We start from the raw sequence: 23,689 nt of genomic DNA, 5'->3' as shown, positions 1-23,689 counted from the left end.
ATGAAGATAAATATAAGTTCCATAAGCGATATCGGTATAGAACGCACGAATAACGAAGATGCCGTCGCAGTATGCCCTGATTTAAAGACTCAAGTTTGGAACAGTCTTTCTACAGACGGATATATCACATTGTCTTCCACAGGGGCTTTGGCGGTAATCGCAGACGGCATGGGAGGTGCCAATGCCGGTGAGATAGCTTCTACATTGGCAATCAAGGGCATAATAAATCTCTTTAACGGCAAGGAGATTGAAGAAACACTAAGATCAGACACAGACGCGCATGCTTTTCTTAGAGAATGTATAGCCAAATCAAACCAGGCGATTCTTGACCATGTTATAAGCTCACCCGATTCCATCGGGCTTGGCACCACAATTGTCCTGATTTGGATTACAGAAAGTAAAGCATATATTGCATGGTGCGGAGACAGCAGATGTTATTGTTTTAACCCGAATACCGGCCTGACCTTGCTTACAAAAGACCATTCCTTAGTCCAGGAACTGGCAGATAAAGGGGCACTCAGAAGCAAAGATACTTTCAATCATCCCGACAACAATATTGTCACGAGATGTTTAGGAGATATTGACACCGAACATGAACCCGATATTATTACATATAATATAACCCCAGGAGACATTTTCCTTTTATGCTCTGACGGACTTTGCGGATATTGCAGAGACAGACTGATAGAGAATACCATGTATAGGCATTATAGGAATATTGAAGAATGCCGCAATGCCTTGCTTCAAATTGCGCTAAACACCGGCGGACAGGATAATATCAGCATTTCTCTATGCGCGACACTGCCTCAAGACAGGAACTATCCGGATATAGGATTTAAAGGATTAATAAAACGTTGGATTTCCAAGTTTTAGGCATAGAATATCATGAGGCGTTAAATTGAAGCACCATATCCGCCAACAATACTGCCGTCTCCGTTTCGTCCTTAGGCGCATCCTTGGATTTCCATGCCACAACGAAACGGACCGACGCTGATTTTACATTATAGCCCCTTTGTTGCCACTCAGACAATGTCTTCCGCATCTTCTGTGACAATTTTGCCACAGGCTTACAAGTCCGGACGTTATAAAGAACATAGTCTTTATAATACAACGGATCACCGCCCATTAATGACAGTACTTCCCTTTTCAGTTCTTTGAAGTATCCCAAATTGACATCCTTATGAGAAAGTTGAAGTATAATTTCATCAGGCATCTCATACTGCTGTTGATTTACAGTGCATCTGTCTGCACTCAGATTATCAAAACAACAACCATCCGTATGTACATACAGACGGTTTTTCGCACGGGTCATTCCCACATAATACCGGCGCATCAACGGATCATCCTTCTGATAGCATCCTGATATAAGCATATATACATTGTCAAACTCCCTGCCCTTGGCCTTATGAATGGTAGACACCACAACATCCGCTTTCGAAAGATCACAGAAATCCTCTACAGATGATTCAAATACAAACTCCTTAAAATCACTGACATATTTTACTCTGTTAGTCTGCTCGAACAACTCCACACAACGTCTCACATATCCAAGACTATGACTTCTCTCATAATTGGAAAAAGTTGCACGTTTCGCATCTTCCCATACATCTTCCGGAATCAGGGGCGTCTTCAGCCGCCTATCAATAAACCTTAAGAAAAACCTCATCTCGGCTATATTCCAAAAACGCAGTCCGTCCATAGACTGCACAAGCTTACAGTCTATGCCATGCCTGCGCAAAAGAGCCGTCACAATAACAGCCTCCTCGTTTGTCTGGGTAAGCACACATGAAAGACCTTCATCCCTATTAAAAGCTATCTCCTCAACAAGCGGCCGGTACATATACTGTGAATAATAATGTGTCACCTCTATCCATCCATCTTCTTCACGTCTTGAAAAAATAGGCTGGCTCTTCATTCGTCTGCCAATACCTTTCACAAATCCGTTTGCGAAATCCACGACATGGCGTGAACTGCGGTAATTTTCCGTCATCTCGATAAATCGGGCTCCTTCCTCCCTGCTCAACTTATACATGTATTCGGAATCAGAACCGCGAAACTCGTAAATGTTCTGGTCGTCATCGCCCACAGCTATTACACGCATTTCCTCGTTGGCAGCCATAAGGGCTTTCACGAGAGAATATTCCGGAGCCCCCATATCTTGAGCCTCATCTATAACAAGAACCGTCTTTCCTATCCTGTTCGGCTCCACATCCCCATTCTTAATCATCAAGGCCGCATTCGCAGCCACATCTTCCGCATCCTCCAGGTTTCCGATACGTCCCAAAAGATCAAAACAATAGGAATGAAACGTCTTTATCTCTACAAAATGCGCCGCATTGCCAATAAGTTCTATAAGCCTCTGCTTAAACTCTGTAGCAGCCGCCCTTGAGAATGTCAGCATCAGAAGCTGCTCATGCTTGACATCCTCAAGCAACAGAAGAGACGCGAGTTTATGAACCAGTACACGTGTTTTCCCGCTGCCCGGACCTGCCGCAACAACGATACAGCGTGAATCCTTATCAGAGATTATTTCCATCTGACGCACAGACAGCCGGCCGAACAGCTGCCTGTATTTATCTGGGGTAAGGTTGCGCTGTATCTCACTCACCCTTTCTCCTTTGAAATACTTTGCGATAAACTTCCTGTAATCCATCCGGAAATAGTCCTGCACATATTGCAGGGCTGCATTATAATCCCTTACCATCAGATTGGCATATTCGCCTACAATATGCACTTGCTGAATCTTCTGCTTATAGAATTCATTGAGCATCCGATAATCATCCTGCCTATATCTGGCCTTGTTGTCCTTTATACGTTGTATATCCATTGCATTATAAAGAACAAGAAAACCGCCTTCGAGCTTTAACGCACCTATTTTAGACAAATACAGAAGCGCCTCCTCCACGTCTTCAAGATGCAGATTGTCAAGCCCCGAAAAAAGAGACGAGTGACTTGACTTTATTCCATTAAGAAGTTCCACGACAGAGAACTGTACAGGCTTGCCTTGTTGCCCTTCTGCTTCCACACCGGCAACCAGCCTGTACAGCCATTCCACTGCAAAACGACAGATTTCCAGCCTCTTCTCAAAACGGCTTATTGTTGCCTCAAGCCCTGTCGCACGGCTGAGTTCAATATTGTGTATAGCATCTTCTTTCTTGCGGGTATATCCTTTTATAGTAAGAAAATACAGCAGCGTACGGATATCTTTTTCCTTGGATGTACCTATCCCTGAGTTCACGGCATTGTCGTTCAGCTGTTTGCATGAGATCCTCAAAGATTCATCCGGGATATGACTGAGAATATATTGTTCGAGTCTCGCAAAGCGTTCGAGAAGCATTCTCGACTTCCGTTCCGAATCACCGGTATCCGACAGATAGGCCGATATATCCTTACTGTCTGCCAATATGCCTTCCTGCCGCATACGTTCCACTACCGACACAACCTCTCCCTTGCTTATTCCCAATATATCCGCAAGATAATCTATTCGCGACTCTGACTCGGAGTTCCTTGCCTTTGCTGTATGTTTTTGCGAAATCAACGAACGGATAACCCTTACAGCCTTTTCAATGTCTTCATTTTCAAACAGTAACGATGCGGTTATGCGTTCCCTCGCCTCATCCAGTTTTTTCACAGTGATGCCTGTGGCATATACATGGGGGACATTGTTGCCTCTCACTAAATATCCGCCCTGCTCCAACGTTGCCAACGCTGTACGCACACGAGTTTCAATATCCGAGACAGAATCGTCCCATCCAGCCTGCCGAGCAATTTCCAACGCGGAACAGCAGACCCTCATACGCTGACGTGTAAGTTCCTTCACAGCTTTCCATACCTGTTGTATTTCACTGATACTCAACTTTGTCTGATTCAAAAGTATGAAATGCTTGTCGAGATCACTGTCGCTATAAAGCACATAACAACGCGCACTGAGATTCGGATCGCGACCGGCACGTCCGGCCTCCTGAACATAATTCTCCAACGAGTCGGAAATATCGTAATGTATCACAAGTCCTACATCCTTCTTGTCTACTCCCATCCCGAAAGCCGATGTAGCCACGATAATTCGTACACGGTCATTCATAAAGGCATCCTGGTTTTCAACCTTTTCGTCTGATCCCATTTTTCCGTTGAAAGGCAATGCCTTATAACCGTCACGCGTCAACTTTGAGGCCAGTTCCAGAGTGCGTCTGGTACGTGAAACATAAATGATTGTCGGGCAATGTGACTCCGCCACAAGCCCACGAAGCTTCATATATTTATCACTATCGCCTTCGGCATGTATCACAGAATAGCGAAGGTTTGTCCTTGAGGCCGATGATGCAAAAAGCTTCAGGTCTAAATTCAGTGTATGTTTGAAATAGTCGCAAATGTCCTGCACCACTTTCTGCTTTGCCGTTGCCGTAAAACAAGATACCGGTATTGGACTCTTGTATCCTTTCTCCTGTTTATACTTGCTGATGAATTTACCTATATAGAGATAGTCCACCCTGAAATCCTGTCCCCAGGAAGAAAAACAATGTGCCTCGTCTATCACAAACCTCACTACATGACGCGACATCAATATCCTCTCTATGGTTTTTGAACGGAGCATTTCAGGAGAAATATACAAAAGGGAAGCCTCGCCTTCCTGTACCATTCTTATCGACTCTGCCCTTGTTATCGGGTCTAAAAGCCCGTTAATCGTTACAGCATCGGTAATGCCTCTTTCGGCAAGATTATCCACCTGATCTTTCATTAGCGACTGCAACGGTGAAATAACTACCGTAAGTCCGTGTACAGAACGTCCTGCCATGAGTGCAGGCAACTGGAATGTCAACGATTTTCCTCCGCCTGTAGGAAATATGGCCAGCAACGACGCCCCTTCCACCGCCGCTTTGGCGGCTTGCTCCTGAAGCGGTTCGCCTTCGTATGTGCGAAAACGGTCATACCCGAAAAATGTCTTTAGATTATAAACAACATCCAGTCTGGTATTGCAGTAGGCACATCCCTCTTTACAAGAGGTATGACGCAATAGCTTCACGACAAATTCCACTTCGGGATAATTATGAAGCACCCATCCCGGAGTAATGGAACGATGGTCTGTTGTGTCAATCAATGCCAAAGCGTATGCCAGCTCACACGGGTATTGACTTATCAGCATGTCAAGACCGGCATTGCCGCATATCTTTCCATCATAAAGGCTACCTATCAGTTCTGCCTGTCCTTTATCGGCAAACTCAGCTCTCACCATACTGAGAAATCCCACAAATTCTTTCTTGTCTCTCAACAGCGACGCAAACAGTATCCGCTTTTCCTTCGGCAACATTTCCCAACGCGAAATTTCGTCAAAAAGCAAATCCTTGGCCTTTTCGCAGTCATTCACGGGATTGTTTATCTGGTCGCTTATAAGCTTGTCGTCTTTTAAAAGCTTGTGGTAAGGACGCTCAGGAAACAGCAGGGGCGACACATAAAGCGTATCGACAATAAGCTGACGGCAGGCTTTATCCTTAAACAGATACTCCGCATCATGATGAATGATATTATGTCCGCAGATATAGTCTGTATCCTGCAGGAACTCAAACAGTTTCTCTTTCGATGCATTATGATATATCTCACCGTCATGGCGTAATGCCCCTATATCATGGATTTTATTGTCTTTCAAACCAACCTCTACATCAACTATGGCATAAAGTGAGGAATCATACGAACCGGATATGTTTTTATTTCCGGCCACATCGTCTGCGTTGCCGTTATTACCGATTCTCATGAGTTTGCTCCAAATTGACATATATTCAATGTAATAATAAATATCTTTTATCGTGAACAGCTACAAAATTAAGGAAAATACATAAAAAAGTGTCTTGATTGAATGAAAAAACGCCCTGTAAGACACCAACTTTTATCGTTTCATCAGATAAATTTGTTAAAACTCCGAAAACTTTTACTGTTATGTTGCCGTATTCTATGAATATAGAAATATATAAGTTAATTTTGTAACATTAATTATCAGGTTAATCTACAAATAAATATTACATAACAATGAAGAAAATGATGAAACAATTAGGCCTGGTCCTGACCATGGCCATGACACCGATGATGCTTCCGGCACAGAACTTTCAGAAAGGGAACTACGGCTACCTGTACTGCCACATGAGCGGACGGGGAGAATGGACGGCATACGCCCTTAGCCGCGACGGCCTGCATTTCCACGACCTTATCAACGGTGACCCGATATTCTCGCCTGAAGAACACGCACGCATCGAGGGCGGCACACGCGATGCCTACATCTGCAGAAAACATGACGGAAGCGGCTATCTCATGGTGACAACCGACATGTGTGTGGCAAAAAGCCATAAATGGGACAACTACGGAATAGACCTGTATACAAGCGACGACATGATCAACTGGAAATCCGTGACATTCGACTTCCGCAAGGGCTCCGCCATCTTCTGCGACCCGACCTCACCGGACGTATACAAAGACTGGAGCACCGTCAACCGCGTGTGGGCACCGCAGATTTTCTGGGATCCGGACTATCAATGGACCGACGGACGAAAGGGAGGATACTTCATCTACTACTCGCTGTGGAACAAGGCTGAGGAAAAATACGACAGGATGTATTACTCATACGCCGACGAGACCTTCACCAAGCTCACCAAACCGCAACTGCTGTTCGACTGGGGATACGCCACCATCGACGCAGATATAAACTACCTCGAGGCCGACGGATTATACCACATGATGATAAAGAAAGAAGGCGGACAGCCCGGACTGTTCACTGCAACGGCAAAATCGCTCACCGGGCCATGGAGCGAGCCTGTGGCTGACGACTACATTGATTTCGAGGGTAATAAAAAATGTGAGGGTGTGTCGGCGTTCCAGCTTGCAGGCGACTCCACATGGCGTATCGGCTATATAGAATACTCATCAAATCCTAAACGCTACCGTATATGCAAAGCCGACAAATACATGCGCAACTTCAGTAATCCGCAGGATATAGAAGGGGTTAACGGGCCGCAGCACGGTTCGTTCATGAGACTCACAAAAGAGGAGTACGACCGTTTGCAGGCATGGTCGGACGCAAGGGAAAGCAAGCACATCGCCCCCAACAAAAACAATCCCGTTATAAACGGCCTCTTCGCAGATCCGGAGATAATGTACAGCGAGAAGACCGGAAAATACTATCTCTACCCCACCACCGACGGTAAGGAAGGATGGCAAAACCACGATGCCAAGGTTTATTCGTCACCCGACCTTAAGAACTGGACTGACGAAGGCGTGATGTTCGACCTGAGAAAAGACTGCAGCTGGGCCGACAAATGTCTTTGGGCACCATGTATCATAGAACACAAGAAAGGAAAGAAAAAATACAAATATTTCTATTACTTCACTGCTGAAGGGAAAATAGGCGTGGCCACGGCCGACAATCCCACCGGACCATTCCGCGACGCACTCGGCAAGCCTTTGCTCGACAAGAAGCCGGAAGGGGTCAAAGGAGGACAGGTGATCGATCCTGATGTATTCCGTGATCCGGCAACTGGAAAATACTACCTGTACTGGGGTAACGGGTTTCTCGCAGTGTCAGAGCTTGGTAAAGACATGACATCAATAGTAAATACCAAGATTCTTATCAACCGCAACGACAAATCAAAATATGACTACAACGAAGGCACCTACGTCTTCGAACGCAACGGCCTGTATTACTTCATGTGGTCGGAAAACGATACACGAAGCGCAAACTACCGTGTGCGCTATCTCATCAGCGAATCACCGACGGAGTTCACACGCAACGGCAAGCCTGCCATGCAGGAACGCACCGTTGTATTGCATCAGGATCCGTCGAAAGGAATATACGGAACGGGACACCACTCCATACTCCAAAAGCCCGGCACTGACGAATGGTATATAGTATACCATCGTTTCGCACGTCCCGATGCCATAAAACTCGGATGGTCGGCCGGCTACAACCGTGAAGTATGCATAGACAAGATGGAATTCAATGCCGACGGAACGATAAAGGTTGTAGAGCCTACGCTCTGACAGCATACATACATTGATTATAAAAAGACGACGTGCCGGAGTTCCGGCACGTCGTCTTTTTATAACATGTGAATGAAAAAGCCCCCTCCTGACTTCCCCAAAGGGAAGGAAAAGGGATGGGTTGTGGAAGCATCAGGTGGGTATGCAGAGCACCGCCCCATGTAGGGACATCGCTTTGCGATGTGTACGGTGTTTTGTCATACGTCAATGCCAATGCCTTTGACACGTGCCAAAGACACATCCCTACTCAAGGCTGAATAAGATAAGAACGGAAAACATCATAAATTTCACGAAAAGAAACAATAAAGCGCCACTATCTGTAATAAAAATTCGCAACCATTTCCCGGCTCGTTTTTGCTTGTTTTCACAATCCCTATAACACACTGATTTACAGTCTATTAGCAACAACGAAAAGTGTACTAAAAATGAGCATGCCATTCACGTTCAATGAACATGCCATTCATCGAACGTGAATGGCATGTTCATCAAGCATGAATGGCCTATTCATTGAAAGAGAATTTTACATATATGTCAACATGTAAAAGTATTTCTAATTTTTCATTCACTTTATCCTTTCGCCCTCAACTCCCAAAAGGCCACAGCGGCAGCGGCGGCGACATTAAGTGAGTCCACGCAATGATACATCGGTATACGCACCACATAATCCACCTGCGAGATTGTTTCATGGGCCAACCCGTCGCCCTCTGTTCCCATCACAATAGCCAGGCGTGGCTCTGCCGCAAGCACAGGATTGTCGATGGTAAGTGAATCATCCGTCAATGCCATGGCCGCTGTGCGGAAACCATAGCGGCCAAGCTCCGGCAACGGAATATCGAGCCACGCCCACGGAACAAGAAACACGGACCCCATCGACACGCGCACCGCACGACGGTTAAGGGGATCACACGATGTAGTCGTGAGCAGTACACCATCGATACCGAGAGCGGCGGCCGAGCGGAATATGGCTCCGATATTGGTAGTATCCACAACACCGTCTATCACCACTATCCTCCTGGCTCCGCGGCACACATCGCCAACTGACACCGGCTTAGGTCTCCGCATGGCGCACAGCACACCGCGGGTGAGCGTATAGCCGGTGAGTCTGGCAAGCAGTTCTCTGTCGCCTGTATATACGGGAATGTCACCACACCGCTCCACTATATCGGACGCATCACCCGTAATATGCTTCCTCTCACACATAAGCGCAAGAGGCTCGTACCCGGCATCGAGAGCCACACGTATGACCTTCGGACTCTCCACAATAAACACTCCCTTTTCCGGCTCTACCCTGCTACGCAACTGCGCCTCAGTAAGCCTGCCGAACACTTCCACTCCGGGATACCCGAGAGTTGATATCTCAATAACTGCCATATATATTTTTTTCCTGTTATACTTTTACACGGAATGCAAAGGTAGGCAGTTTAAATGATATATGCAACTCCAGGCAGACAAAGACAGGCTCTTTGTCTGCCTTATTATGTGAATAAAGAAAGTAAAAACTATATATGAATCCTTATCCGGACTACAAGAGAAAGAATCAGGAACGAGAGGATTTCATAGAGTTGCGGAGAAAACTTCTTTGTTGTTGAAATAATATAGTCGAAAATGTCACGTTACAGATATATAAGAGGTTACATTTGACTCTATAATTGTCATAAAACAAAAAGAATAATGACATGGAGATAAGATTCGCGACAATCGACAAGACAGGACGAAGACATAGCAACGGGATATGTCTAATTTTTATGGAAACGATTATGAAAACTTGTTATACCTTATTTATATTAGGACTGACACTACTATTGGTTGCTTCTTGCAACAAAAAAGAAGATATAAGCATAACTTATTTCAAGCAGCAACAAAGTATGCCATACAATACGGACAAAGAGGATTCAATGATTTATTGTGGATTGATAGAATATGACTCCGTTCGGTTTTCAGATGGTTCGTATGCCGTTCACCGCCTGCAATATGCTCCACAAAACAGTCTGACGGAATTCTTTGATTGTAAAGGACGTACGATTGCGACGATTGCAAGGGCATCAGAATGCTATGCACAAACTCTTGTGTATGACTATGACAATGAAGGAAGATTGGCGCATCTTCTTCGATACGAGTATGAAATCTTTGAAGGTCTGGAATCAGACAGCACCGGTTACGGAAGAACCAAAGAAGGGTATCTTGGCTTTCGTCAGATGATAGCCAACATAGACTACGAACATCCTGACACAACGAAATATGAACAGACAAACATCGAATATGACAAGGACGGAGATGTTGTAAAAGCCTATATAGTATATGGTAAAGACAGTATTGTTGCTCCCATCGGGTATAAGTTGAGTGTTTCGGTAGAGCCTTGCCGATATTTCTGGCAAAGTGACTTGAATGGCGGCTTTTACATTTTCCATGCCGTGATGACACCCAAAAGAAATAATTTGCCGGAATATAAGGTGTGTCGATTTGCCGATTACATGCCTTCAGTGGAATCCGATTATCGGAATGGATACATTGTCAAGACTGTATGGCATCGTGACCCATGTATAGAGCCTGATGACAAGGATCTTGTCTTCACCCCTGTAAGAACAGGTGACTTAAATGTATATTCAATCACACGGAAAGATGGCAGCAAACATCAACGTGCGTATAAAAACGGATTGTTGGCATATAAGCAAGAAATAAGCAGGTATGGCACGGTATTGAAAAAGGAAACATACTCATTCCTGTCCAACAACAAGGCCAAGGTTACATTTGAAATCATTGATTACAAGACCAAAACATTGAAAACGCAATCTGTCTCTATGACAGATATTACCAACATGGAAATGTATCATGAAGACATGAATGTAGTCAGTGAAAACTATAGATGGGAGAATTATTACAACAAATAGAAAAAGATGTTGTGACAAAACTCAATTTCAGTTTAGATTAGCTTTTGATTTGAAACTTGAACATCCTTAAAGGCAAAAAAGAAGAGTCGTACCATTCTCAAAACAGAGCTTGGCACGACTCTTTCTATTCTTATAGTTACAATTTGTAACTTAGGTTCTTACTTTACCACTACCTTTATTGTAGTGCCATCGCTCATCTTAACGATATTAACACCTGGCACCGGAGATGCAAGCGGACGTCCGTCAAGAGTGTGGCGCGCAATCTCGCGAACATCACCGTCACCGTTGCTTCCAGAAACAGACCCAATACCATCGGGTATTTGGGGCGAGACTCCATTGAAACTGTCCATACAGAAGTATGCCGGAGTGTTAAGCCCCCATGCAGAAGCATCTGAACCGTCCAGGGTGAAGCTCACCGAAACAACTTTTCCGAGAGGTGACAGATCTACCCACTCCCATTTATTCGCATAAGTATGCTCGGCAATATTGTCGGAACGGTAGTCGGCCAGATAGTATTCAACAGAAGACTCTGTGCCATCGGCATGCTTTCCGGTGAAGACAACCTTAAGCCAGTCGCCCGTTTCGAACTTCCTGGCATAGCTGTCACCATTGAGAATGGTGTGCAGAGTATATGCGGAGTTAGTCACATAGCATCCTCTCAGCTCATCACCATCTTCCGCATTCAGGATACCGATAGTACCCGACGTAAACGCCACACAATAGTTATCCGATCCGTCAAAGCCTTTTCCCGTGACGGAATTATACTGGTCTTTCATTGTAATGAAATCACTTGACGTGCTGTTAGAGTAAGCAAATCCACTCCACGAACCGTAAGAGAGATTGTAGACATTTGAGAACGAATACGAGCCGCTCACAAACGAGCCGTGCATCTCATCGCCATACAGTCCGGACACCACATTTCCCTTGGTGTGGGGTCCGCTCCACGAACTCTCGGGCGCAAGCCAAAGATTCTCGAAAGTAGCGGAAACTGCTTCGCCTGTCAAAATCACGCGGCACGTATCTGTTGCCTGTTTGCCGTTGGCGTCAGTCACGGTCACATAGTAGTCGTCACATTCCGTGGGGATATATTCCAATGCGGAAGTGCCAAGCATCACAATCTCGTCCGTAGCTATCTCATTGTGCTTGCCGTCAATCCAACGGATGTCAAACGGAGCCGTGCCTCCAAGCACAGTAACCGTAAACACGGCTGCTTCGCCTTTAGCCACAGTACTTCCCTCAGCATCAACGATTACAGAAGGAATCTCTATCACAGGTTCTCCATTTGCCGTAAACCTGTCGGTTGCAATCACGTCTGAAGTGATACCGTAGAGACTTTCCAGCACCACGTATGCCACATATTCACGGTCTTTTGTCAATGTATCTGCAACTGCCGAAGCCACTTTGTTTTTACGGATGTTTAATGCTGCGGATGCATCCAGCACCTCATCCTTCGCAGGAACCGGTACATCAGCATCCCTGACTGTCACGTATGCCTTGCCATTGAGACAGGCCTTAACGTATACCACGGCCGTTGAGTCCGTAATATTACCAACAAACGGAAAACCGTCCTCCGGTACAGGAACAGCTGTAGCCGCATCCGGATTATACTCGTATGCTCCGATGGTCGGGGCTGTTGAGGAACGCCGCGTGCCGTCAATATCCTCTGCCACATAGGCCAATGGAATGGCATTGAGAAGATTTCCTTCTGCAGCCGGCTCGAGTATGACGTTGCTGAGGAATACCGTGCTGTCGTTGTAGCTTCCGGCATCTGAAGAAGACGTCTGTTTCCAGTCATCAAAGGTTGCAATGTCGTCCTGAGCATACGCAAACACAGTGCCGTTGGTGAAAAGCATGTTGTTTGAGAAGCTTACAGTCGGGATATTTGTTGCACGGTAGAATCTGTAGACCGGACTGTGCGACTCGTTCTGCAAAATGTTGTTAACCACACTGACGCCCTCACCCATGTCGTCGTTGAACCACAATACGGCGTTAGAAGACATGCCGCTGACACGGACGGTGTTATGTGCGATGTTCACATTGGATGACGGACCTGAGAACTCGATACCGGCACTTGATCTGGCAGTGCTGTTGAGCACAATCTCATTGTTTTTAATCAATCCGGGCACAGATGCCGATGCCTTGATACCGCGGATATAAACGGGAATGGCTGCCTTGGCGGCTGCAAAGTTGAAACGGTTGTTTTCTATAACAGTGCTTTCCCTGTATTCTTCACGCACATTCAAATCGATACCATAGCACGTTGACGCATCGGACGCATTGTTTTCGAAAATGTTGTCCGCTATGCGTATGCCAAGCTCGTCATAAGCATAGATACTTTTTGAACCTTGATTGCGGAAAACACAGTTCTCTACTATTCCGCCAACCTGCTTGGGCAGCGACAATGTGCTCGTGCCGGTGAAACGCACACCGACATACCCGCCCTCAAGCAGAGAGTTTCTTACAGTAAGATAGTCGTTGTTCGCATTAGGCTCACTCTTTGCGTAAGTATAAATAAGGTTTATGTCATCGGAGTAGCTTGTGGTCATCTCCGCGTGAACATAACAGCTGTCCACAGTGACATGACGGCTTACGTTCTTCACATGAACAACACTCGGATACTTAATATCTGCCGTAGTGAGCTCGATGCCGCGTAACGTCAGATAGTCGGCTCCGGAAATGGTAAACACTCCGTACTCGTGGAACATCTTGTCATCGGAATAGTCTGGCTCGTCATAACTGTTGTGATAAATCTTCACATCGCTATAGCCGCTCTCACTCTGTATGATGATGGTGTTGATTGCCGATGTTCCGGGAATATCAGGCACGTTCACACGCTCGTTGTATATACCGCGCATGATGTTTATAACCACCGGACCGTCGATACCTTCCGCGATATGGTCGACAGCCCCCTGCACCGTGCCGAAGTCAGCACCGGCTCCTACAGTGATTATGCCGTGGACACCTTCCCTCACCGTTGCCCCAGCATTTGCATTTTCAATAGTAACAGTATTGTCTCCGGCTGTGATCGAACCGAGAGAAACAGCCGGTCTGCTTCCAATCTCCGCTGAGGCATCAACATCATAAGCGAGCCAGAAATAGTGTATGCCGTTCTCGGTAATGAATGTCTTGCCGGCAATATCCACCTGTCCTTCAGAAGGAGAATCGCAAACACCATAGAGACATGTCGGTGCAAAAACATCTGCTGTTCCTGTATAGAAGACTTTCACGGCCTTCACATCTTTACTACAAGCAGTAAACCTTACGACAGACACAGTGTCATAGTCGCCTTCAACAGTCATCGCCACACGCAACATTGGAACATCCTGCTGTCCGCGAAGCACTCCTGCGGGGGCAACGGTGTCCACTTTCACCGCCGCTATTTCCTTGGCTTTCCTGCGGTATGACGAAACTTCCATCTCGAAGTCAGGCAGGCTATAGCTGCTCTTCACCACAAACCTTACAGTCACCTTTCCATCGGCCGCACCCGAAACATACTCCCTATCCTGTATGTTTGAACCGGAATAATCCTTTACCGGCCCGACACCTTCAGCCACAGTGCCGTCATATATATAAAGATGATCGCTGTAGCCGAGCTTTATATTGTTATAAACGAGTTTTATCACATCACCTTCGGCACCGGGAGCAAACGTCACCTTTCCCTCAAAACCCTTGGATGCACTTCCAGACGCGCCTCCATTGTCATAGAAAAGAATCTTACGCCCTGGTTTCACGACAATCTCCCCATTGTCACCGGCATGCATCACATACACATCCTTCACCGTGCGCGTTCCATCCGGATCGCCTCCGGCAATATCATTTTCATTACCGCTGAGACATAAGGAAATTACAGACGCATCGACAAGTCCCTCGCTTTCCGCACCGTCACTGACATCGGCAGTGATACGGAAATAGTTGCTTCCTTCCCTAAGTTTACATTGCTCCGGAACAAGCACTGCCTCTGCCGTTTCTTCCGTAACAGCAACAGTGGCCACAGGCGTTGCACCGACAACAGGCTCCATATCTTTTGCCCCCACCGCATACAGGCTGAGCCGTGAAATGTTTCCTTGCAACCCTTTAAGACCGAGTTTCATTCTGTCGAGCGCGAGAGGATCTATGTCGCCCGCGGTAACAACATTCACTGTAAGCAAGGCCTGGTCTTTCATTCCAGGAGAGACTATATCCGTGGATGTCTGAGCCACAATAACAGTATCCAATGCCATAGGCTGCGACTTATACTCGCTCACAACCGCCTCGAAACCTTTCGCTGTATAGTACGTTGCACTCTCATTGGGATTGAACACTACGGTAATCGCCCCATCTGATGATGTGGAGCGGAGAATCCGTTCCGGTCCCGTTGTCTTATGGTCTGCAGATGACAGTTCCCAAAGAAGCTCACCGTCAGTACCCTGTCCGCTGTATACACGGAACTTTGCTTTCGGCTGGTATGACGACGAGCCATAGTATAGGTCGAACTTTGTGATGTCCATCTGGCACATCATTCCATCGTGCATCGGTACGAATGTGTTGATGCGGTCATCGGTACCGGCCTCATAGTCGGATGAATATTCGCCCTTAGGCTGTGTCCTGAACGCAAGACTTCCATTCACCGATTTTGTCACCGTGCCTTGTCCGGCATGTGAATATACGGTGTTCTCCACGGTGCGGTCACCGTCAGGATTTCCCAAAGCAGGTGTAAAGGTCTCACCGCCTGCAACAACGGAAACAAGTGCGGCATCTATCTTCTTACCGTTCACGGCCATATTATCAATATCGTATACGAGCATGAAATGATTCTCACCCTCGACAAGCGCCACTGGCTCCGATACGGTTATCTCGAAGACATCTCCATTCACCTCAGCCTCGCCAACTCTTATCATTGCAGAGAATCTGTCATCGGCACGGCCATAGTAAAGAGCGGCTCCGGTTATCACATCGAAAGTATTGTTGGTCGTGAAGCGGAACTTCGTGGCAGTAAGCACAGGCTCAGTATCATACGTACGTAAATTAAGCCTGAGTATCGGCTGACCGGTGTCTCCTGCGCAGACAGTACCTTCCGTAACCTGTGAAACGAAGATTGAGTCAAGCGTCATCGGCTGTGGCTCGAACAGGCTTACCGTGGCCTCAAAACCGTCGGCCGTGAACCCTGTCAGTCCGTTGTGGCTGAGCTCCACAGTCAATGCCCCGTCTTCAGAAGAAGAGTGAACAATAGCCGTACTGCCGTTCTTCATCCGTTTCACAAGGTTTTCAGGCACAGCCTCCTTACCATTATATATATTGAGATACTGGTAATAAACGGAACCTTCATAAAGTTTCAGGCTCTTAATGTCTATCATCACTTTCTTTCCCGGTTTCTCAGGTACAAAAGTGATAATTCCCTTGAAGCCTTTCGTTATCTGTCCGTCAACCCCTCCGTCATCATAGAATGCCAAAGGAGTATCGCCTACGGTAGCCGTTGTCTCGCCTTCAGCAATCATCACAATGGCAGGATTAAGTACTGCAACAGGATCGGTACCGCTAAACGGTGTCACTCCATCAGGCATGGCCGACGTTGTCAATCCTGTCACCTCTATCTCTACTGAAGCCGACACTGGGGCGTCTAACGGGAAATCACCGGCAATGACAAACATGTTCTTACCTTGGGATAAGATGTGATCGAGAGTGATGTGCCAACCATCACCATCAGCTGCCACTACGGCATCCAAAGGTTGCGAATCTTTTGTTATGACATTACCGGAATAAAGTCTGAGTGACAGCGGATCTATCCCCGCAGCATTCTTGGTCATCTTGAATCTGACGGAAGTAAGACGGTCGGGAGACGTTATTCCGGCAGCATCGAGGTAAAATGCGGCAAATGGAACATTTGTCTTTGCCGACGGTGAAGCCGAAACAACGGAATAATCAGTACCGCCACCTGTAACCTCCATCTCCGTAAGCTTAATGGCCTTAACCTTTGCCACCCATCCTTCACAACGCTTGGCATAACGCCACAGCATACCAACAGACAATATACCGTCCGGTGATGTAGAGTAAATAGAGTCATGTGAATACTCACCGTCGTATGTCTTAATGACATTGCCTTCAGGAAGAGTATTGAATGCTCCGTATACGCCTGTCGCCCACTCAAAGGAATCATCGGCATCGGGATTACCGCTGTAGGCTCTGACTTCTCCCGGATACGATGCTCCGTCATTCCTTACGTCAATCTGCTCAAAGCATACTTGAACGGCCATTCCCTCCTCTTCCGGCTTGAACACCGTGAGCGAATGGGTGTTGTTTGACGAGCTGCTTGAAATCGGCCCCGTACCTTTAGGGTCGTAGAATGTCAGCTCTTGTCCGGTGGGCACGGTTATCACCTGCTTGCCGAACTGAAGCTGTGTGACCACGTTGCCTTCCTGCTGCGCACGCGCTGATGGCGACACGCAAAGCAGCATGACAATAATGGCAGACAGCTGATAAATGAACTTTTGTACCATAAAAATTGAATTAATATAATGTTTATCTGTCTTGCAGCTGAACTAAATGGTATAAAAGCAGAGATGCCGTGGAATACGGACACAGGTATGTATAATACTATTATTTAAAGGAAATATGTCAATGAACCAACTTATCGACGTCCGCTCACGACAATCTCCGCCTTATACCAAACACATCATATATTTATTTTAAACCTCTTCGTCTTTCCTCGAGACGGAAAAGTCTGAAAGCAAGGCAGGTCTTCTGGCTTACCGTCCGGATACGAACGCCTTCCCGAAAAAATGTCAGTGGCTTTTTGTTCGCTCCCGATAAGGACGGAATACAGCAGCGGGACTGCACGGGATTCACACCCGTTTCCCTTTTAATCATCTTTAAACAGATGAACCGTTGCGGTTGCAAAGGTAATATTTTTTTATATAAAACAAAAATAAAATATCTTTTTTTTCCAAGGAAACACTTTCCTGTCATCTTATTTGCCAGTTACATTAATTTTAAGTAACTTCGCGGCATTGGAAAATAATCACTTATCTGCAATAACACAACCGATTATGAAAAAACTTCTACTTTCATTCCTAACATTATGTGTCTCGGTGACAAACGCCCAGAACACACTCGAATGGGCCTTGGTGGAACCGCAGAGCGGAACTACCGTACTAATGAAAAATGTCGGCTTTATGCTGGCATCCGACAATGAAGAGACATTCTCCGTGATATGTAACGACGGAAATATCATCCGCAACACAAACGGGGTGACATTCAAACAGGTGGACCCGACAAGTATCGGCAGTATTAAGGAAAACAACAGTGGTCCCATGCTGCACGGATATGCAGATGGACGCCTCACGCTCACCGGATGTGCAGACGGTACAAAAGCCGCAATATTCGATGCCGCCGGACACAAGGTTGCAGAGAAAACAATAACCGGAAACGACTGCACAATAGACATAACACGGCTGTCCGACGGGATATACATCCTGCGTGCAGGAAAGGCTGCCGTAAAATTTATAAAGAAATAAGGAGGAGACACGACTATGAAAATGAAATATAAGGCAATGGCAGCGATGCTTGCGGCAAGCCTGACAGTAAATGCACAGTTTATTGTGGAAAGCCAAGACGGCACCAAGACAAAAATGAAGAACACCGCCATATCATTCAACCAAAGAATAAACACCTGGACACTTGGAGGAATCGACATCAGCAACATCAAATCCATAAAAGCCGAACCGCTAAAAGACAGGCTCGACGACTATGTCGCACCTCAATATGGCGACTATTACCGCGACATAAGCGGATGGAGCCAACGTAGCAAATGGAATCTGGCAAACGTACACGATCCTTCTGTCATGCGTGCCGACGACGGTTATTATTACATGTATACCACCGATGCGAGTTTCGGAAATGCCCACAACGGACACGGACACTTTATGTGCCGGCGCTCGAGAAACCTTGTAGATTGGGAATTTCTCGGAACAACAATGCCGAGACTTCCAAAATGGGTCAAGCAGAAACTTAATGAGATACGTGCGGCAATGGGACTGCCCGACAGTCCGGCCAACTTCAATGACGACACCCAATTCGGTTTTTGGGCACCATGCGTCAGACGCGTAAAAAGCGGCCTTTACCGCATGTATTACGCCATAACATGCCCCGGAACAATAAACGGTGACGGCACATGGGGAGAAAGAGCCTTCATAGGAATGATGGAAACATCGACACCGGATGACGTATCGAGCTGGAAGGATAAGGGATATGTGATAACAAACGCATCAGACAAACAGCTGAACTTCAACGTAAAGGCTGACGACTGGGCCAACTGCTACTTCAAATGGAATGCCATAGACCCGTCATACATCATAACACCTGAAGGGGAACACTGGCTCGTCTACGGTTCGTGGCACTCAGGTTTTCCTGCCGTAAAACTAAATCCTGAAACAGGAATGCCTGAGAAAGAACCCGGAATGCCATGGGGCGACATATCGGCATACGGCAAACGTATCTACACCAGGCAGATGAACAACCGCTGGCAGGCAGCCGAGGCACCGGAAGTAATTTACCGCAACGGATACTACTACCTATTCATGGCCTGCGACGAACTGGCCGTGGCATACAACACACGCGTAGTGCGCTCTCGCAACATTGACGGGCCATACTATGGCATCGACGGAACAGACGTGACCAACCGCGGTGGAGACGCTTATCCGCTACTCACACATCCCTACCGTTTCTCACAGGGATACGGATGGGTCGGAATAAGCCACTGCGCAGTGTTCAACGACGGAAACGACAACTGGTTCTACTCTTCTCAGGGACGCCTGCCAAGCAATGCCTACGGTGACGAATACAGCAATGCCATCATGATGGGACAGGTCAGAAAGATTATGTGGACTGCCGACGGATGGCCTCTCGTGATGCCTGAATGCTATGGAGCCGTGCCACAAACGGAAATAACCGATGAAGATATAGCCGGAACATGGGAAAACATCATTCTTGAATACACGTACCAGAAACAAAACGAATCAACACTGATAACCCTCACTAAAGACCACAAAGTGCTCGGGGCACCGTTCAGCGGACAGAAATGGAGTTTCGACAAGCAAACAAACGTTCTCACCATAGGCAACCAGAAACTTAACCTGTGCCGCGAGGCTGACTGGGAGGCTACACCAAGAGCCGCCACCATAATATACGCAGGATATGCGGCAGGAGGAAAGAAAACATACTGGGGAAAGAATACACAGCCCCACTCCACTTACGGCAGCGAGGACAACAAGACCGCATTCTGGACCGCATTCACTCCCTACATCACATCGACAAAGTCTGTATGCGAATTCAACTTCTCTTTCAAGAACTACACAGACAAGGCCGAGAACTGGAACAACTGGCTGCTCGTACTGACAAACGGAAAGCAAAGAGGTGCGGGCGGATACAAGGAATACATGGTGCTGCGCGCCGACAGCTACGGATGGGGCGATTTTGCCACAGATGCCATGCGTACGGCAGGAATGAAAAACGACTACGATTGGGATACATTCCGCGAAGACATGGACGGTGCGCAAGTTGACATGACCGTGAAAGTAAACGGAGGAAGCGTTGCTATGAACGCCACAGTAACCACAAAAGACGGAAAGTCATACAACTACTCCTACAATGTGTCCGGACTGCCGGTTGGCGTGAAAGGAGCTTTCCTCACAATGGAAAAGGCACATATCGTGACAGACAACAGCAAAACGGGAATAACTGAATAGAACCGGCTCCAAAACGTCTGTATATGACAAAAACAGCCTGCTCCCATGAACGTTGAGAGCAGGCTGTCTTTTTAATTTTTACATAAAGCAAAAAACATAACCATTGCTGCGAAAAACGGATAACAATGCGCTTATTTGCGCTTTCTGTTACTCTTCCTCACAAGCTTCATGACCGCATTCATGGCTTCGGATGACGGAACTGCAATATCCGGAATAGTGCCGTGGATGTCTTTCTCATCGGCATGTAATCCCCAAAAACGCTTATAAGAAATAGAGCAAGAAAGTTTCGAAACAGGAAGCCGATAACTTAATATATCGCCATAGCATACATTCATTCCTCCCGTTTCCTCACCAATAACCTTGCCTATTCCGCATTCCTTGAATGTCCAGGAAAAGGCTGCCGCCGAAGAGAATGTATGATTCGATGTAAGAAGATATACCTTTCCATTATAATGTCCTTCTTTGTCCGTCAGAGGGTTTTCATATCCATTTTCTTTTATATCAACAAACTTAAATGGTTTCATGACAACACCATCCCTCTGCAGCTTCATGGTGAGAGGTGTAATTTTCACCATTACCTTATCCATCTGCACAAACGGCTTTGGGGAGATATATCGCAAAAGTATATCACCGACAATGCTGTTTCCTCCTCCGTTATTTCTAAGGTCTATTATAAGATTGCCAATCCCTTTGTTCCTAAGTGTCGTAAACATCGAATCCGCAAAATGTTTCATCATGGAAGGGTTGCTGAACGACCGGAAATCCATCACCGCCACATTATTTATACTGTCGACAGTAAAAGAATAGGCGGAACTTCTCTTTTGAGAGTCTTTTAAAGGAATACGGCTCATTATCTCATCATACGTTGCTGCAGGGAAAGTGTGAACAAGAGGCTTCTTCATGCCCTGCGGCAAATACTCTACCGTATAGCTGTCCGCCGGATAAAGAATCTGTAATAAGGCAGAAAAAACACCGTCAACTCTCGACAGTTTGAAATGAGGCCTCTCCCCACTTACAAACAACAGCATCGTATCCAAAAGCGCATCTGTCTTTATTCCGTTTACGCCCAGAATCTTCGCACCCGACGGTATTAAAGAATCAATACATGCAGTGCATACTACAGAACGGTCGGTAAGCACTTCAAAAAACACCGGAAGCCTTTTCAAATCTTTTGTGAAAACGCTTTTGAAAGGGAATCCAAGATTCGTGTGACCGTCTCCTATCATTGCCACTACGGGTGCAAGACACCGATACAGATCTACAGAAGAAACAGAGTCGGGCAAACTCTCCACAGCCTTATTCACCGCCCTGAAAAAATCTTCCTGCCTGCATTCCGAGAATATGTCTATATGAATCTGGGTAAGGGCATAAACAAGGGCATCAATATCAAATTTGGCCTGTTCACGCGTCATCATTCCCGACTGCGGTCTCTTTATAAATTCAGGATCGGGATTCTCAAACGGATTCAAGGCACTTCTTTTCACCAACACATGAGATGTGTCTCCCTGAAGAGTGAGAATATCGAATTCTTCCGACTTCCATTCGTCAAGGGTAATGGAAAAAGTATCCACATCTGAAATAAAAACTATTTTCTCGGATGTCGTTTCAAGAATATCGGGATTTATTTCCGGAGCAACCCTCCAGTCACCGTGCATTCTCTTTCCGTCAAGCATAACCTTAACAATCTCTTTACCTGTTTTAAATACCGGCCTTTGTGCAACGGTTATTCCTGAAAATGCAAAAATAAACGATAAGCCAATGACAAATTTCTTCATTTTATCAATACTAATGTCCTAAACTTATATTAATGCAAAAAGAAATTCCGCTTTCTCCATCCGAAAGCGGAACTTCATCAATTCATGCTTAATGAAAATTATATGAGCTGCGGCAGGAATGACGATATTATCAATACCACAATACCTGTTATAAGCACCATAATTGTTTTCTGAGAGCATCCTTTCCATTCCTTAAGGATGATGCCCCATACGTTCGAGAACACCACATTAAGCGCCATAAGTATACAGAAAGACAAAGTGAGGAGCGTCGGAGACTCTGTAAGGAATCCCTTGCCAAGAGACAGGCCAAAGAACTGGCTGTACCACAAGGCACCGGCCAATGCACAGAACAAAAGATTATTGCCCCATACCCTTCCATTCCTATAATCACCCCACGTGCCGTTCTTGCCGTTCTGATAGAAACAGTAAATGGCATTGGTGACAAAACCGCCAAGGGTAACAAGCAGAGTAGCGGGCAGTGTCTTATACATATCGGGAGTGAGATCACCGAAATTTATTCCCTTTCCGAATTCAAGACCTACGTTAAAGCATCCGCTCATAAAGCCTGCGAGAAGCGCGATGGCAAGACCTTTAGGGAAATTGAAGTCTTTCACAGCAGCCTTCTTCTCCTCCTCGGAAAGCGAGGCTGCCTTCATTGAGCCGGCAACACCAATGATGGCAATACCGATAAGAGTAACCACAACGCCAAGAATAACGGCAAACGTCAATGACTCAAGGGCATTAAGCTCCGGAAAGAAGATATTGAGAAGAACCGGTCCCATTATCGTGCCAAGACCGGCACACGTTCCGAGAGCAATAGACTGGCCTAATGCCACACCGAGATAACGCATTGACAGTCCGAATGTAAGACCTCCTATACCCCACAGGACTCCAAACAACACTGTCATCCAAATATTAAACGTACTGCAAGATGTGAACAACTCGCAAAGGCTGTGGCCTTCCGGCACAGCAAGCATCGCACCCAACAACGGACAAAGCACCCAGGCAAACACTCCCTGAACAATCCAATAGCTTTCCCAGCTCCAGTCTTTTATCTTATTGATAGGAACATAGCAACTCGACTGGCAAAACGCACCTATTGCTATAATAAAAAGTCCTATTATAATATCCATAACTTTTCAATTCAATTTAGATTATATGTACAAAACAAGTCCTATCATCGGCTACCGTCACGACCGTGAACACAAAAAAGCACCACTTTCATGCAACATGCAAGGACCCATATATTAAAAAAAAGAAGTTAAGAAACCCGCATCGCTACGGATTT

Annotated in this window: 9 protein-coding genes, 1 pseudogene and 1 riboswitch; of the genes and pseudogenes, 5 read left to right on the top strand and 5 right to left on the bottom strand. The window is 46.2% G+C overall.

Annotated features, from left to right (window positions below):
* On the top strand, window positions 1-873 hold the full coding sequence (locus HPS56_RS04760; RefSeq protein WP_172274693.1) for a PP2C family protein-serine/threonine phosphatase: 873 nt from the start codon (window positions 1-3) through the stop codon (window positions 871-873).
* Between the two features lie 10 nt (window positions 874-883).
* Here the strand turns inward: HPS56_RS04760 and HPS56_RS04755 are convergent, their stop codons facing one another.
* Window positions 884-5,767, bottom strand: coding sequence for a RecQ family ATP-dependent DNA helicase (locus HPS56_RS04755; RefSeq protein WP_172274689.1), 4,884 nt, complete (start codon window positions 5,765-5,767; stop codon window positions 884-886).
* Between the two features lie 290 nt (window positions 5,768-6,057).
* Here HPS56_RS04755 and HPS56_RS13515 point away from each other — a divergent pair, with 290 nt between their 5' ends.
* Window positions 6,058-8,019, top strand: a complete 1,962-nt coding sequence (locus tag HPS56_RS13515) for a family 43 glycosylhydrolase (protein WP_369800274.1) — start codon at window positions 6,058-6,060, stop codon at window positions 8,017-8,019.
* Window positions 8,020-8,586: 567 nt separating this feature from the next.
* On the opposite strand, the gene HPS56_RS04745 is transcribed toward HPS56_RS13515, so the two are convergent.
* Window positions 8,587-9,390, bottom strand: coding sequence for a TrmH family RNA methyltransferase (locus HPS56_RS04745; protein WP_172274683.1), 804 nt, complete (start codon window positions 9,388-9,390; stop codon window positions 8,587-8,589).
* Between the two features lie 386 nt (window positions 9,391-9,776).
* On the opposite strand from HPS56_RS04745, the gene HPS56_RS04740 reads away from it, so the two are divergent.
* Window positions 9,777-10,907 carry a hypothetical protein gene (locus tag HPS56_RS04740; RefSeq protein ID WP_172274678.1) on the top strand — a complete coding sequence of 377 codons (1,131 nt, stop codon included), beginning with the start codon at window positions 9,777-9,779 and terminating at the stop codon, window positions 10,905-10,907.
* Window positions 10,908-11,065: 158 nt separating this feature from the next.
* Here the strand turns inward: HPS56_RS04740 and HPS56_RS04735 are convergent, their stop codons facing one another.
* Window positions 11,066-17,380: a DUF4465 domain-containing protein gene (locus HPS56_RS04735; protein ID WP_172274675.1), complete on the bottom strand. Its 6,315-nt coding sequence runs from the start codon at window positions 17,378-17,380 to the stop codon at window positions 11,066-11,068.
* Window positions 17,381-17,597: 217 nt separating this feature from the next.
* Window positions 17,598-17,786, bottom strand: a riboswitch (cobalamin riboswitch).
* A 143-nt stretch (window positions 17,787-17,929) separates the two neighbouring features.
* Here HPS56_RS04735 and HPS56_RS04730 point away from each other — a divergent pair.
* Window positions 17,930-18,397, top strand: a complete 468-nt coding sequence (locus HPS56_RS04730) for a T9SS type A sorting domain-containing protein (RefSeq protein ID WP_172274672.1) — start codon at window positions 17,930-17,932, stop codon at window positions 18,395-18,397.
* Between the two features lie 15 nt (window positions 18,398-18,412).
* Window positions 18,413-20,119 (top strand): annotated as a pseudogene (locus HPS56_RS04725) (arabinan endo-1,5-alpha-L-arabinosidase); the annotation flags it as partial.
* A gap of 638 nt (window positions 20,120-20,757) precedes the next feature.
* Here the strand turns inward: HPS56_RS04725 and HPS56_RS04720 are convergent.
* Window positions 20,758-22,401, bottom strand: coding sequence for a S41 family peptidase (locus tag HPS56_RS04720; protein ID WP_172274666.1), 1,644 nt, complete (start codon window positions 22,399-22,401; stop codon window positions 20,758-20,760).
* Window positions 22,402-22,499: 98 nt separating this feature from the next.
* Window positions 22,500-23,534, bottom strand: a complete 1,035-nt coding sequence (locus tag HPS56_RS04715; protein ID WP_172274663.1) for an L-rhamnose/proton symporter RhaT — start codon at window positions 23,532-23,534, stop codon at window positions 22,500-22,502.
* Window positions 23,535-23,689 lie beyond the last annotated feature (155 nt).

It is taken from the genome of Xylanibacter muris, assembly GCF_013166605.1.
Classification (GTDB): Bacteria; Bacteroidota; Bacteroidia; order Bacteroidales; family Bacteroidaceae; genus Prevotella; species Prevotella muris.
The sequence above is the reverse complement of the archived record's forward strand: the minus strand, read 5'-3'. Positions and strand labels throughout refer to the sequence as shown.

What these genes read in the sequence shown, in the direction of transcription:
- HPS56_RS04720 (WP_172274666.1), bottom strand. Translation starts at nt 22,401, where the DNA reads ATGAAGAAATTTGTCATTGGCTTATCGTTTATTTTTGCATTTTCAGGA.
- HPS56_RS04715 (WP_172274663.1), bottom strand. Translation starts at nt 23,534, where the DNA reads ATGGATATTATAATAGGACTTTTTATTATAGCAATAGGTGCGTTTTGC.
- HPS56_RS13515 (WP_369800274.1), top strand. Translation starts at nt 6,058, where the DNA reads ATGGCCATGACACCGATGATGCTTCCGGCACAGAACTTTCAGAAAGGG.
- HPS56_RS04740 (WP_172274678.1), top strand. Translation starts at nt 9,777, where the DNA reads ATGAAAACTTGTTATACCTTATTTATATTAGGACTGACACTACTATTG.
- HPS56_RS04735 (WP_172274675.1), bottom strand. Translation starts at nt 17,380, where the DNA reads ATGGTACAAAAGTTCATTTATCAGCTGTCTGCCATTATTGTCATGCTG.
- HPS56_RS04730 (WP_172274672.1), top strand. Translation starts at nt 17,930, where the DNA reads ATGAAAAAACTTCTACTTTCATTCCTAACATTATGTGTCTCGGTGACA.
- HPS56_RS04760 (WP_172274693.1), top strand. Translation starts at nt 1, where the DNA reads ATGAAGATAAATATAAGTTCCATAAGCGATATCGGTATAGAACGCACG.
- HPS56_RS04755 (WP_172274689.1), bottom strand. Translation starts at nt 5,767, where the DNA reads ATGTCAATTTGGAGCAAACTCATGAGAATCGGTAATAACGGCAACGCA.
- HPS56_RS04745 (WP_172274683.1), bottom strand. Translation starts at nt 9,390, where the DNA reads ATGGCAGTTATTGAGATATCAACTCTCGGGTATCCCGGAGTGGAAGTG.